The organism is Flavobacterium chryseum, assembly GCF_004362015.1.
Lineage (GTDB): Bacteria > Bacteroidota > Bacteroidia > Flavobacteriales > Flavobacteriaceae > Flavobacterium.
The window spans coordinates 11949-27051 of record NZ_SNWW01000010.1 but is presented as its reverse complement, the minus strand read 5'-3'; the positions used below and the strand labels follow the sequence as shown (position 1 = coordinate 27051).

Sequence of the window (15103 nt, the reverse complement as noted above, 5' to 3'; positions counted from 1 at the left end):
TATCGTAATTGTATTTTTCGCATTGTAAATCAGCCAGTTATAAGGCTTTTTAGTTAATAAAAACATAAAAAATTATATAAGATATTGAATGCTAACAGGATACTACAGGATGCTGTCGAATATGCTTCTAAATAAATTTGGATTAAACTAATTAATTAACCAAATTAAACTTTGTATGAAAAATAAAATTAATCTTTTGCTGATTATAACCCTGTTTGGATTACTCCAGACAGCTGGTTATGCGCAAGAAAAAGTAGTTACAGGAACAGTTACTGATCCGTCTAAACTTTCTATTCCCGGAGTAAATGTATTTATCAAGGGAACAAAGAGTGGAACCAGTACTGATTTTGACGGGAAGTACAGTGTCAAAGTCTCTGAAGGCGAAACTTTAGTTTTTTCTTTCATAGGATTTGTTACAAAAGAACTAAAAGTAGGAAGTTCATCCATTTACAATATTTCTTTAGATGCTGAAAGTTCAAATTTAAATGAAGTCGTAGTTATTGGCTACGGAACTCAAAAGAAAAAATTAACAACAGGTGCCATATCCGGAATCAAAACTGAGAATTTTACAGAAAGACCAATTTCAAGAATTGACCAAGGTTTAGTAGGGCAGGTTGCCGGAGTTCGTGTAAAACAAACTACAGGTTTACCGGGTCAGCCTTTTAGCATCGAAATTCGCGGTGCAGGTTCTATTACTGCCGGGAATGAGCCACTATATGTAATTGACGGATTCCCGATTTATACCGAAGGCTCGAATGCAAATGGAGGATTTTCAAACGGAAGCCCTCTTGATAATATGAACCCAAATGATGTTGCTTCTATCGAGGTTTTGAAAGATGCGGCAGCTGCAGCAATTTATGGGTCAAGAGCCTCAAATGGTGTGGTTTTAATTACAACTAAAAAAGGAAAATTAGGCAAACCAAAATTCACTTTCAACACCTATGGCGGTGTGAATAAAGAAGCCAACAGAGTTGATATGTTATCTTCAGAAGAATGGATTGGCAGAGCCAAAACAATGATCGATTCTCAATGGGTAGGATCAGGTATAGCCGGTGCTTCTGCCAGTCAGAATACTGCCCAAAGAATAGCAGCTTATAATGCTGTGAACCCTACAGCACCTTTAACAACAGCCAACAGTAGATATTTTAGTTATTTGTATGATGATCGTTGGGATATGCCAGGCCATCCGGGATTAGATTATATCGATTGGCAGGATAAAGTTTTCCGTACCGGAGAATTCAGCAACTATCAATTATCAGCTTCTGGCGCTACTGATGTAGTGAATTACTATGTTTCTGCCAATTATCAAAAAAATACCGGATATATTGTAGGTACAGATTACACTTTGTTTTCTGCAAGAGCAAATGTTGATGTTAAGCTTTCAGATAATTTCAAGATGGGAATCAATATTTCGCCATCTTATTCAATAAAAAATGATCCTGGTGTTGAGGGAAAAGACAATACTTTATTTAAAGCACTAACCGCAACTCCGGTTTTTGAAAGCGCTTCTAATGCAGCAGGAGAAAAATATACCACAAGATATGCCTGGGGAAGCAGTACAACAAATATGTTGAATGCACTTGCCAGAACAGGAAAAAACTCCATGTACAGAACTTTAATCTCCTCTTATGCCAACTATGAATTTACTAAAGGCTGGACTTTTAAGACTACCATTAACTTTGATAACTCAGATAATACAAACGAAAGTTATACGCAAAACGATGTTCAGGCTAGTATTAGAGGGGCATATAATACCTACAGAAGACAAAATTTAGTAAATGAAAATACTTTAAACTGGGATAAATCGTTTGGAAATCATAATGTTAATTTACTTTTAGGACAGTCATTCAGTTCTTACGAAATAATGAAGTCTACCTTATCTTCAGGTGCACTTTACAACAGTTCAACTGTTGAAACATTACCAACAGGATCACTAGGTTCAACAAACGCAGAAAAAAGTACTTTACTTTCTTATTTTGCAAGGTTACAATACAATTACAAAGAAAAATACCTAATATCTGCCAGTGTGAGACGTGACGGTTCATCAAAATTTGGATCTGACAGACAATGGGGTGTATTTCCTTCTGTTTCATTAGGATGGAGAGTAAAACAAGAAGAGTTTTTGAAGGAAGTAGATTGGCTTAGTGACTTAAAACTAAGAGCCAGTGGAGGTATTAACGGAAGTAACAATATTGGAAGTTATGCTTCTTACGCTACACTTGCGAGTTATAATTATTCTATTGGAGGAGCCGCTGCAATTGGTCAGGGCGCATCATCAATAGCAAACCCTTCACTTCACTGGGAAGAATCCCGAAGTATTGATTTAGGATTGGATTTTGGATTTATAAAAAACAGGCTTTCAGGAACATTTGAAGTTTACAGAAAAAACAACAGCGAATTGCTTTTAAGAGTTCCAATTGTGGGCGCTACTGGGTTTACAAGTTATCTTACCAATGTTGGAGAAGTACAAAACCAAGGATGGGAATTTGAATTGAACTCACTAAATGTTAAAACAAATAATTTCGAATGGAGAACATCCGCTAATTTAAGCCACAACGAAAATAAGGTTTTAGCATTAGGTCCGGATCAGTCTAAAATTGAAATCAGCAATAGTTTTGATGGTGGAGTTCCTTTTGTAAAATTAGAAGTAGGCAAACCAATGTATACTATTTTCGGTTTAAAACAAAATGGCGTAGTAACTCAGGCTGACATTGATGCGGGCGGAACTACCATTGGTGGAAACAAGCTAGTGTTAGGAGACCCACGATATATGGATCAAAACGGAGATAAGAAAATCAATTCAGATGACCGTGTAGATTTAGGAAATCCAACACCAAAATACACTTGGGGAATTACCAATACATTTAAATACAAAGACATCGACTTAAATGTTTTAGTACAAGGTCAGAATGGAGGAAGCGTATACGGATTAACCGGAAGAGCTATTGACCGTACCGGAATGGGTTCAGTAGAAAATTCATTAGATGTAGATCCTGCCGTAAGAGGAAACTGGAGAACTTCGTTTGGATACCAGGCCAATTCAGACTGGATGTATAAATCAGATTATATTAGTATCAGAAGTATTTCACTTGGATACAATTTAAGAGAAGCCTTAAAAGGTGTCACAAGAATTGACAATGCGAGATTATATGTAACAGCAGAAAACTGGTTTAACTGGAACAAATACAGAGTTGGTTTCAATCCGGAAGCTGTAAATACTTCAGCAAGTTCCAGCAGTGATTTTTCTGTACCGGTAGATTATGGAGGAGCACCTCTTGCGAAATCACTAGTAATAGGTCTTAACATTAATTTTAATTAAAATAAAATGAAAAAATATATTTATTTAGCTGCAAGTGCGCTGGTATTGTTTGCCTTTACATCTTGCGATGATGAATTAACGCAATTGCCATTGTCTACAGGAACGATAGAGAATTTCTACGCGACTTCTGGCGATTTTGCCCAAGCAAGAAACGCTACTTATTCGATGGCTTTTCACGGAGCCAGCGTTTATGGTTATGCCAATAGAGTTTTGAATTTAAGCGAAACCAGATCAGATAATTTGTATGCAACCACAACAGCATCAAGAGAGTGGGAAGGAATTAATAGTTTCTACACGAACATTAGCTCTAATACCTTTGTAAAAGAAGCCTATTTAACCAATTATAACGCCATTAATAAAGCAAATCAGCTGCTGGAAAAAATAGCTAAAAAAGGCGATGCCATTTTCACAAATCCTGCTGATAAAGCCTCGATGGCTGCCGAAGCTCGTTTTCTTAGAGCTTTCTGTTATTTTGATTTAATCAGATGGTTTGGAAGAGTTCCTTTAATCGAAAGAACAATGACAGCTCCTGAAGCCGCCAAAATACCAAGAACTCCAGTTACAGAAATTTATGATTTTATTATCGCAGATCTTGAAGCGGCAATTCCTGATCTTGCACCGTCTTATGATGCTGCAAATTATGGACGAGTTTCTAAATACGGAGCAAAAGCACTTTTAGGCCTTGTGTACATGACCCGTTCAAGTCCAACCTACGGAATTGACGGTGCAACACTCGGACTAAACGAATGGGATAAAGCATACAAAGAATTAAATGATATTAAAACAAGCGGATTATATGTTTTTGGAACTGACTATGATGCAATTTTTAAAATCGAAGGGCTTGCTAATAAAGAAAATGTTTTAACAATTCCTTATACTCAAAGTCTTCCGCTTGCTGTTGGAGGAAATTTTATGGTAGAAGTGGGTTATGAACCTTATTTCGCTTCGGTAAATATAAATTCTGCACAAGGAGCTTTAGAAGCAAAACCGGTATCTACTGAATTTGTAAATAAGTTTGCTGCAACTGATAAAAGAAAAGCATTTGGAATCGCAACTAATTATACAGTAGCATCCGGCACATACAAAGGAAGTTATACACTTCCTGTTTACAAAAAATATATAGACCCAACAAAATACGGAAACGGACGCGAAGACTGGGGTGTAGATTTTATGGTAATACGCTATACCGATGTTTTAATGCTGATGGCAGAATGTACACTGCACGGCGGTGGCGGTTCTCAGGCTGATGTTGATGACATTGTAAACCAGGTAAGAACGAGAGCCGGAATTCCTGCAAATGCCGTTAATATAACTTTAGACCAATTGTTTGATGAAAGAAGAAAAGAATTCTTTTCAGAAGGTACCAGATGGTTCGACCTAATCAGATCAGGTAAGGCCGTTGAAATAATGAACGCCTGGAAAGCAGTCGAAGATAAAGATGGTAAAATCAGAACAATTGATAATAATGCCTTGATTTATCCAATACCATTACAAGAAATCTTAGCCGTTCCCGGACTTTACGACCAGAATATTGGATACGATTAAAAAAACTTTGCCCCCAATTTTTTTTTATATTTTGTTTTTTTTGAAAATGCTGTCCCTAGTGACAGCATTTTTTCATTTCGTTTTCAAAATAAACAGGAAAGCACAGGATGCTTTTCGGGATTAACTATTTTATATTTAATGTTCAGGACTTAATAATTCAATGCCAATGATTTACTTCAAAAAACTCCTTCTGTTTTCATTCATTTTAGCAGCAGAATTTCAACTCTCAGCTCAAATAAAATTGCCCGCTTTAGTAAGTGATAATATGGTTTTGCAGCAAAATGCAAAAGTTAATTTATGGGGATGGGCGTCACCAAACGAAAAAATAAGTATTCAGTTAGAATGGTCAAACACTCCAATAGAGATTACTGCAAACGCAGACGGAAACTGGAAAACCACTGTTGACACGCCAAACGGAAGCGATAAAAAATACACAATTGCACTAACGGCGACCAATAAAATTATACTTAACAATATTCTAATCGGAGAAGTGTGGCTTTGTTCCGGTCAGTCGAATATGTTTTTTCCTGTGGGAAGAGAAGAAAAAACATGGAAAACCGGAGTTAAAAATTACGAAGAAGAAGTCAAAAATGCTTCCTATCCAAATATAAGATTCTTTACCGTTGCCCTTAATGCTGCGCAACAGCCACTTGAAGATGTTACCGGAAGCTGGAAAGTTTGTACGCCGGAGAATATCAAAACATTCTCAGCAGTAGCCTATTTCTTCGGAAGAGATTTGTATCAGAAATTAGATGTCCCAATCGGATTAATATCAACTTCATGGGGAGGAACAAAAGCCGAAGCCTGGACAGCACAAAATATTTTAGAAGAAGATGTTGCGTTTTTACCCATTCTTCAGGAAGATGCAAAAAATGAAAAAGTATATCAGGAAAAGTTAGAAGCGTATTATTTAAGCTTAACAAATGAAAGAATCGCAAGTGCTGAAAACGCACCAAAAGGGCAATTAAAAAAGCCTAAAAAAGAAGCCAACAAAACCTCGTATGTTTTATACAACGCAATGTTGCATCCCATCGTAAATTATACCATAAAAGGTGCGATTTGGTATCAGGGCGAAAGCAATTCAGGAAAAGCCTATTTGTATAGAACCTTATTTCCTGCGATGGTAAAAAGCTGGAGAGAAGAATGGAAGCAAGGCGATTTCCCTTTTTATTATGTACAAATTACACCTCATAAAGGACAAAATGCAGCAATTAGAGAAGCGCAATTAATGTCATTAAAAACAATCCCGAACAGCGGAATGGTTGTAACGACAGATGTTGGAGACGCGCAAAATATTCACCCAATCGACAAACAAACCGTTGGACATCGATTAGCTCTAATTGCCCGTGCTAAAACTTATGGTGAAAATAAATTAGTGTATTCAGGGCCAATTTACAATCAGATGAAAATTAAAAAGCAAAAAGTACAATTGTTTTTTGATTATTCCGAATCAGGATTGCAGCAAAACGGAGAGGTGCTGAAAGAATTTGAAATAGCAGGAAGCGATCAGGTTTTTTATCCTGCAGATGCTAAAATCGATGGTAAAACAGTTGTCGTTTCTTCTTCACAAGTAAAAGATCCTGTGGCCGTTCGTTTTGCATGGAAAGCCGTTCCGGAACCTAATTTATTCAATAAAGAAAATTTACCGGCTTCACCTTTTAGAACAGATGATTGGGAAATTAGCACAGAGAAAAAATAAAAATTCGTTGCCATTTTTTAAACCATAGAAACATAGTTTAACAAACTTTAAAAAGGCGTTTCACTAATCTAAAATTGTACCGATGCTTCGTGACTATGTGAAGAAAACTAGTTTTCTTATTTTACTCTTTTTTTCGAACTATGAAAATCTATGTTTCTATGTGTTTAATAAATTTTAAATGAGTTGATAAAAAAAAATAACATGAACCGAAGAAAATTTATAATTGGAAATTCACTTGCATTGATTGGTTTATGTCTTCCATTTCCAGTCAGAAGTACTAATTTTTTAGAAGATCCAAGGCTTTCAGATTTCGAAAAAAAACTTCGACCAGTCGGACGCGCGCTTGAATTTGAAGATTATTACGTTTGGTGCAACAGTCCTATTGAAGGCCCGGATGGAAAAATTCACGTATTCTTTTCCCGCTGGCCAAAAGCAAAAGGCATGACCGGCTGGATCAGCAGTTCTGAAATTGCTCACGCCGTTGCCGATAAACCCGAAGGACCGTACGAATATATAAGCACTATTTTGGCGCCTCGCGGAGCAGGTTTTTGGGATGGCACAACGTGTCATAATCCAAGTATTCATTTTGTAGACGGAAAATATGCGCTGTTTTTCATGGGAAATTCTAACGGAAAAATGGATACCAAACGCATCGGTTTAGCCACTTCGGATTCGCTTTACGGTCCGTGGGAAAGACCGGATTCACCATTATTACTGCCCGGAGAAAAAGGCACTTGGGATGATCTTTTAACCACAAACCCCTCTTTTCTAAAACATCCAAACGGAGAATATTGGCTGTATTATAAATCATTAGATACAGAAAATTATGTACATCCAAAATTCCCCATTAAAGGAAATAGAAAATACGGTTTGGCCATTTCAAAATCGCTTCACGGCCCTTACATAAAACATGAAAATAATCCGGTAATAGATTTTTCTAAACTAGGCGATAACAAACAATGCGAAGACGCTTTTGTGTGGTATGAAAATAAGAAATTCAAGATGTTAGCCAGAGATATGGGCGTTTTCGGAATTGATAATGGCCTTTATATGGATTCTGATGACGGTATTCACTGGAGCGCTCCTTTGATTTCGTACCAGCCTTTAAATAAATATATAAAACAGCCGGAAGCTCCTAAACATCTCAACCGTTACGGCCGTGCAGAGCGTCCGCAATTACTATTTCAAAACGGAAAAGCAACCTATTTATTCACAGCTTCTCAAGGAGGAAAATATGAAACGGCTTCGGCATTTATTTTTAAAATAGGATTATGATATCTTTATCAAAGTTTCAAACTTTGATAGTAATGCCACAAGTGTGTCATTTCGAGAACGAGAAATCACATCCAGAGAGCAACGAACCGTAAATCCGTTATGTGATTTCTCGTTCCTCGAAATGACAAGATTACATTAAAAAACAAATAAACTATTAACACGAACCACAAATGAAAACTATACTAACCTCTATAATATGCATTTTCGCTTTCACGCAAGTGTTGTTATCACAAAATTACGCAAACGACAAATTTCCGGACGGAACAGCAATTCCGAACTGGTTTAAAGAGTATAGTAAAATTCAACTAAAAGATTTAGGTAAAAAATATACCATTACCGATTTTGGTATTAGTAAGGACAGTACTAAAATTCAAACTGTTGCCATTCAAAAAGTAATTGATAAAGCCGCAGCAAACGGAGGAGGAGTAATCGTGATTCCGAAAGGCGTTTATTTAAGCGGTGCATTATTCTTTAAACCAAAAACCAGTTTATATGTTTCAGAAGGCGGCATTTTAAAAGGTTCTGATAACATTGCAGATTTTCCAATAATGCCATCACGAATGGAAGGACAAAATCTGGATTATTTTCCGGCTCTGGTAAATGCTTACGGAGTTGATAATTTTTCTATTTCAGGAAAAGGAACAATTAACGGAAACGGTTTAAAATATTGGGAAGCTTTCTGGCAAAGACGAAAAGAGAATCCAAAATGCACCAATCTCGAAGTTTCAAGACCACGATTAGTTTTTATCTGGAATTCAAATAATGTACAGCTTCAGGATGTAAAACTCATTAATTCCGGTTTTTGGACCAATCATTTTTATAAATGTAATAATGTAAAAATGCTTGATCTGTATATTTTTTCACCACATGTTGGCGTAAAAGCGCCAAGTACAGATGCCATTGATATTGACATTTGTACTAATTTTTTAGTAAAAGGCTGTTATATGTCTGTTAATGATGATGCCATCGCACTAAAAGGCGGAAAAGGGCCTTATGCCGATCAGGATAAAAACAACGGACCAAATGCAAATATTATTATCGAAGATTGCAATTTCGGATTTTGCCATTCTTCATTAACCAACGGAAGCGAATCTATTCATAACAGAAATGTTATCATGCGCAATTGCAAAATAGATGGCGCTTCGAGATTATTGTGGCTTAAAATGCGTCCTGATACGCCTCAAAGATATGAATACATAAGAGTTGAAGATATAAAAGGCGAAGCCAAAACCTGTCTGGCTGTTTTTGCCTGGAAACAATTTTTCGATTTAAAAGGACGTCCCGACGTTCCATTATCATACGGAGATAATATCACGCTGAAAAATATTGATCTTAAATGCGAAACTTTTTACGGAGTAGAAAACGACCCGAATGTTCGTTTGTCGAACTTCACTTTCGAGAATCTAAACATCGAGGCCACCAAAACAAGTATTGATAAAAGTCTTATAACCGGAGTTACGTTTAAAAATGTCTATGTAAATAAACAGTTAGTTGACTAAGTTACACAGCAACAATGTTATACTGATTTACACTTTGCATCCGTTTCTCGCATATTGTAAGTAAGAAAAACAGTCTAAAAAAATTATGGAAGTTGTGATTATGAAGGAATAAGCAAAAATAAATTTGCTGACTTATTTTGTAATGACTTGATTATGAATACTGAACAAACAGGGTTAATTAAATATTAACTTAAAAGCCAAAATGAGTGATAATTTTAACAATAAACATGCGTTATGTTTCAAGCAAACTTTTATTTTTGCGCCTTAATTTAACAAGTATAAGCATGAAAGATCTATTAGTAAAAATCAACGCCGAAATCGAAACATTCAAAACAGAATCTGAATCATTAACTGAAAAAGGAGTTAAAGCTGCAGGAGCAAGAGCACGTAAAGCTACTTTAGAAATTGAAAAACTTTTAAAAGAGTTCAGAAAAGTTTCTATCGAAGAATCAAAAAAATAATCTTTGAAAAAAGATAAAACCTCGTTCTAAACGAGGTTTTTTTTTGCCTGTAAGTGAGGGTGAAGAGTTATGAATTATAAATTATAAATTTAACTAGGTCTCTTACTCATAACTCATAATTGAATAAACTCTTTCAAACCACATTCTTTTAATTTCCTGATACTTTCAGCTGCAGTAAGCGCATTAAGTTTAGCGCCTTCCAAATTGGTATGCGTATGATCTTTTGGAAAAAAAGCCTTTACTTTTTCTTTTCCCAAAGCTTCGTATTTTAAAGCGACAATTTCGTTTAAATCAATATAATAAGCACCCTCTTTATTTGCGGTTTCCTGAGACCACTTATTATAAGTGTCTGTTCTGCGTTCTACTTTATCATTCGGCCATTCGTTTCTGGGAGTCTGACTTAAAACAATCGGAATTGCACCTTTTTCTTTAGCTTCCCTAATAAATTTTTCCATATACCATCCAAAAGTATGAACAATTTCTTTTGTGCCATCAGGCTGAATAACTTCTTGGGTTTCATTGCCGTTTCCTTTCAATGAACCTCTAAGTTTTTCCGTATCAACAGCTCCTGCATCATTATGCCCAAACTGAATCAGAATAAAATTTCCGGGTTGCAATTGGTTTTTAACTTCATCCCAAAGACCTTCATAATCAAAAGTTCTTGTGCTTCGTCCGGCTCGCGCTTTGTTAATTACTTCAATTCTGGTTGTGTCGCAATAAGCAGAAAATACCATTCCCCAGCCAATAGCGTCAGGATTATCACTATTTGACATCGTTGAATCTCCAATCAAAAAAACTTTTTTCTTAAGAGGAAATACAATTTTCGGATGATCTAAAATGTATTTTTTTAATGAATTATCACTTTCTTTTAATTGATTAATTATAACCGAAGCCGAAAGTGCAGCGCCTTTAGCCGATGTATGCGTATGATCGCGTTTGTAAAAATAAGTTCCGGTTATTTTTGTTTCGCCTAACTTTTCCATTTCAACAGCCATTTTATCATTCAGATCGATAAAAGTGACTTTTTCCTTTTCAGCAATTTGCTTCGCCCACAATCCGTAACTAGTGCTATTGCGCGGTACTTTTCCGTCTTTCCAATCGTTTCTCGGAATCGGCGAACAAACAATCGGAATCGCTCCTTTAGCTTTTGCTTCCTGAACAATTTTCTCAATATACCAGCCATAACTGTGTACTATTTCATGCTTTTTTGTCAGAATGTTGTCGATTTCCTGAGTTTCATTTCCGATGCCTTTAATAGTGCCACGAGCGCGGAGACTGTCATTTAGAGGTCCGTCATCATTATGTCCAAACTGAATTAAAACATAATCACCTTTTTTAAGTTTATTCAAAACCTCAGACCACAAACCTTTGTCAATAAAAGTTCTGCTGCTTGTTCCGCCCAAAGCATGATTTTCTATAGTAACTTTTGAGGTATCTAAAAACTGACCAATATAATCGCCCCAGCCCCAAAGCCCGCCAGCTCCGTCGCCTTTACCATTTTTTACGGTAGAATCGCCAACCATAAAAACAGTAGGTTTGTTATTTTGATTTCCTGTAAAATTGAAAAACAAACAAGCCAAAAGAAGTATTAAAAAGAGTTGAATTAATTTCATAAAGTTTAAATTAAAAAACAAAAGATAGTCCGCACAGTTAGAATATAAAGGTGAAACAGTTTGATCCGAATGTATTTCAAAACTAGCAGTTCTAAATTTATATCGTATCCTGTACTATGATGTTAAAATATTGAATAATATGAATTCATTATATTATTAAAATCAGGTAGGTACAGGATAGTAAACCGTAAAAAAACAATGAAATTGCAATAAAATTATCAGGTTAGTTTCTAAATCTGGCTTTATAATTACTTTTAACGCGACTTTTGAATGAAATTTAAAATACAATATTTTCCAATCCTAATTCAGACATTTCTTTTATGTTCAATGGCGACATTTGGACAGGAAAAACAAGTCTTGCGTAAAATACATTATGCGCCCGACGGAAATAGTTTTGTGTTAAAAAACGGCACCCGAAAATTCAATCGTGCACTTTATGGCTCTAATACCGGATTTCGGGTTGAAACAGGAGATTTGCCGGAATTTGCCATGTATATGCCCGGAATGGGAGGGAATTTTAAACTGGGAATTTTAAACGGAAAAGAAAGTAAATGGATAACTCAAGCTTCGAAAATTGAAACAAGATATGTTCTCGGAACCATGCATTATGAAATCGAAGATGCAATTTTAGGAAACGAAACCTTATATATTGATGTTGTCGCTTTAAAAGAAAAAGAAGGTTTTATTGTGAAAGTCTACGGTAAAAACGTATCAAAAAATACGACTCTAATTTGGGCTTTTGGTGGCGCAACCGGTAAAAAATTCAGCCGCGATGGAGATATTGGAGCCGATCCTGAATCAGTATTTTATTTGCAGCCTGAATATTGTTTGGGCAATAAATACACCATACAAAACCAATCTTTTTTGTTGGAATATGGTTCAGAAAGCAACAAACAAAAATCAGGAAACAATAAAAGTCTTGTTGGTTTTTTTCCTGAATCTTCTACACAATTATCCAACGCAAAACAGCAAAATTCGCCTTTAGAACTTTATAATTCGAATACAGAATCGTTGCCTGTTATTGCAGGAAAAATAAAAAACAGTTCCGAAAAAGCAATGTATTGGCTCTTTGCTACCGAAGATTTAAAAACAGATGTTTCTCAAAAAGGGCTGGCAAAGCTGTATGATAAATCAGTTCAGGAAACACAAGTTTTAGCCAACAGAGTTAAGGTTGTAACTCCGGATCCTTACATCAATACTTTAGGATCGGCACTTTCAATTGCTTCTGATGGAATCTGGGAAAGTCCTGCTTATCTTCACGGAGCAATTGCCTGGAGAATGTACCTCAATGCCTGGCGTGGAGCTTACACCGCAGATCCGTTAGGTTGGCACGACCGTGCAAAATCGCATTTTAAAAGTTACAGTAATTCACAGGTAACAGCGCCTGCAAACGGTCCGGTTGTTTTTGATGAAGAAAAGAATTTAGCGCGTCAAAAAGAAGAAATGGGAACTTCTATGTTTAGCAGCGGTTATATAAGCCGAAGTCCAAACAAAAATACAGTGGCACATCATTACGATATGAATTTGGTTTTTATAGATGAGATGTTGCGACATTTTAAATGGACGGGCGATGCATCGTTTATGAAAGAAATGTGGCCTACGATTCAAAGACATTTAGATTGGGAAAAAAGAAATTTTGATCCCGATAATGACGGACTTTATGATGCGTACGCTTCAATCTGGGCAAGTGACGCTTTGCAATATAGTGGCGGCAGCGTGATTCATTCTTCGGCTTATAACTATTATGCTAATAAAACCGTTGCAGAAATTGCTAAAAAAATACAGGAAGATGCAAATCCATTTTCTAAAGAGGCTAACAAAATATTGAAAGCCACAAATTCTCAGCTCTGGATTCCTAATAAAGGAATTTTTGCAGAATATAAGGATGCACTCGGAAACAAATTATTGCATGAAACGCCCGGAATTTGGAGCATTTATCACACCATAGATTCCGAATTGTCAAATCCTTTCGAGAGTTATCAAATGTTGAATTATGTCGATACGCAGATTCCTCATATTCCTATTGCAGCCGAAGGACTTGATAAAAAAGATTTGTATGTGATAAGTACAACCAATTGGCAGCCGTATACTTGGTCGATCAATAATGTGGCTTTGGCAGAACAATTGCATACTTCGCTGGCTTTTTGGCAAGGCGGACAGTCTGATAAAGCGTTTAAAATGTGGGAAAGTGCTTTGATAGAAAGTATGTATTTAGGTGCTTCACCGGGCGGCTTTGAACAGCTTTTGTATCAGGATGCAATACGTGGCGAATTATACCGCGATTTTGCAGACCCAATCGGGATGGCATCGCGAACATTAGTCGAAGGTCTTTTTGGAATTCAGCCCGATGCTTTAGCCGAAGTTTTAAACATTAAACCCGGATTTCCTGAAAAATGGAAAACTGCCTCTTTAGAAATTCCGGATATTTCAATTGATTTTAAAAGAGAAAATCAACAAGAAAGTTATCATATTGAAAATCGTTTGAGCTCAAAAATGAATCTTAATTTGGTTGTAAATGCGCAATACGAATCAGTAGAAAGTGTTGTTGTAAACGGAAAAGCAGTTTCCTGGAAAACCGTTGCTGAAAGTATTGGAAAACCAAAAATCAATATTGAAGTTCTGTATAATCCTGTTTTTGATATTAAAATTAAATGGAAAGGAAATTTTTTAGAAGACATAAATTCGAAAGTCATTTATACTGCTAATGAAATTTTAGAAATCAATACTTCAAAAGCAAAGATCATTTCAATTTACGATCCGCAACAAGTTCTAAGTGATATTTTGAAAACGGATAATTCGCTAAATGCAAAAGTAAATTCAGCTGGAAATAAAGTGTTTTTTATAGAAGTAAAACAAGGCGATTTATCCTGGTGGAAACCAATTCAACTCAATATAAAATCTACTGAATCAGGTTCAGCAATTACAAATTGGGATATTCCGTTGGATAAATCAAAACGTCTGGAAACCATTCCGCTGACATCATTTTTTAATTCAAAAGTAACCGATATTTTTAATTACGAATATTTATCGCCAAGACCAAAAACAGTGACTTTGCAACTTCCAAAAAACGGAATTGGAAATTGGTGTTATCCAAATGTTTCGGTAAAAATTGATGATAAAGGCTTGCGCGAAAAAGCAAAACAAAACGAACAAATTACAACTCCAAACGGAATTCCGTTTAAAACACCATCTGATGAAAATCAGAAAAATATAATCTTCACTTCCATGTGGGATAATTTTCCGGAAAGTGTCAGTATTCCGTTAAACGGAAAAGCTTCGCATATTTATTTGATGATGGCAGGAACGACAAACCCAATGCAAAGCCGAATGATAAATGGCGAAATTAAAGTTAATTATACTGATGGAACTTCGGCTATTCTGCCTTTAAAAAATCCTGAAAACTGGTGGCCAATAGAACAGGATTATTTTATTGACGGACTTGCATTTACAACAGATGCTCCAAAACCTCCAAGAGTCTATTTTAAATCGGGAGAAATTACGAGAGATTTCAAAAATTTTGTAAGCATAAAAGGATATTCAAATTACGGAATTGATGGCGGTGCCGGAACTATTTTAGAGCTGCCATTAGATAAAAATAAAACGTTGAAAGATCTGACTTTAAAGACAATTGCCAACGATGTAGTGATTGGTTTGATGAGTTTGACTTTGATGAGAGAGTGATTTATTCATTT

At 35.9% G+C, this 15103-nt stretch carries 8 protein-coding genes; 7 read left to right on the top strand and 1 reads right to left on the bottom strand.

Features of this window, described 5'->3' with window-relative positions; translation table 11 throughout:
• Nucleotides 1-175 precede the first annotated feature (175 nt).
• The 6 genes from EV143_RS17590 to EV143_RS17565 all read left to right on the top strand — a co-directional run bounded on the left by EV143_RS17590 (nucleotide 176) and on the right by EV143_RS17565 (nucleotide 9798).
• Nucleotides 176-3319, top strand: a complete 3144-nt coding sequence (locus EV143_RS17590; protein WP_133509254.1) for a SusC/RagA family TonB-linked outer membrane protein — start codon at nucleotides 176-178, stop codon at nucleotides 3317-3319.
• Nucleotides 3320-3325: 6 nt separating this feature from the next.
• Entirely contained in the window at nucleotides 3326-4864 is a 1539-nt protein-coding gene (locus EV143_RS17585; RefSeq protein ID WP_133509253.1) for a RagB/SusD family nutrient uptake outer membrane protein, read from the top strand.
• A 166-nt stretch (nucleotides 4865-5030) separates the two neighbouring features.
• Nucleotides 5031-6563 (top strand): sialate O-acetylesterase, encoded by a 1533-nt coding sequence (locus EV143_RS17580; protein ID WP_243739900.1) that lies wholly within the window; start codon nucleotides 5031-5033, stop codon nucleotides 6561-6563.
• A 201-nt stretch (nucleotides 6564-6764) separates the two neighbouring features.
• Nucleotides 6765-7838, top strand: a complete 1074-nt coding sequence (locus EV143_RS17575; protein ID WP_133509251.1) for a glycoside hydrolase family protein — start codon at nucleotides 6765-6767, stop codon at nucleotides 7836-7838.
• Between the two features lie 170 nt (nucleotides 7839-8008).
• Nucleotides 8009-9337, top strand: a complete 1329-nt coding sequence (locus EV143_RS17570; RefSeq protein ID WP_133509250.1) for a rhamnogalacturonidase — start codon at nucleotides 8009-8011, stop codon at nucleotides 9335-9337.
• 284 nt (nucleotides 9338-9621) lie between these two features.
• Nucleotides 9622-9798 (top strand): histone H1, encoded by a 177-nt coding sequence (locus EV143_RS17565; RefSeq protein ID WP_059114598.1) that lies wholly within the window; start codon nucleotides 9622-9624, stop codon nucleotides 9796-9798.
• 113 nt (nucleotides 9799-9911) lie between these two features.
• On the opposite strand, the gene EV143_RS17560 is transcribed toward EV143_RS17565, so the two are convergent.
• Nucleotides 9912-11411, bottom strand: coding sequence for a rhamnogalacturonan acetylesterase (locus EV143_RS17560; RefSeq protein WP_133509249.1), 1500 nt, complete (start codon nucleotides 11409-11411; stop codon nucleotides 9912-9914).
• A 270-nt stretch (nucleotides 11412-11681) separates the two neighbouring features.
• Between EV143_RS17560 and EV143_RS17555 the strand changes: the two genes are divergently transcribed.
• Nucleotides 11682-15092 (top strand): DUF4450 domain-containing protein, encoded by a 3411-nt coding sequence (locus tag EV143_RS17555; RefSeq protein ID WP_133509248.1) that lies wholly within the window; start codon nucleotides 11682-11684, stop codon nucleotides 15090-15092.
• The last annotated feature ends 11 nt before the right edge of the window (nucleotides 15093-15103 follow it).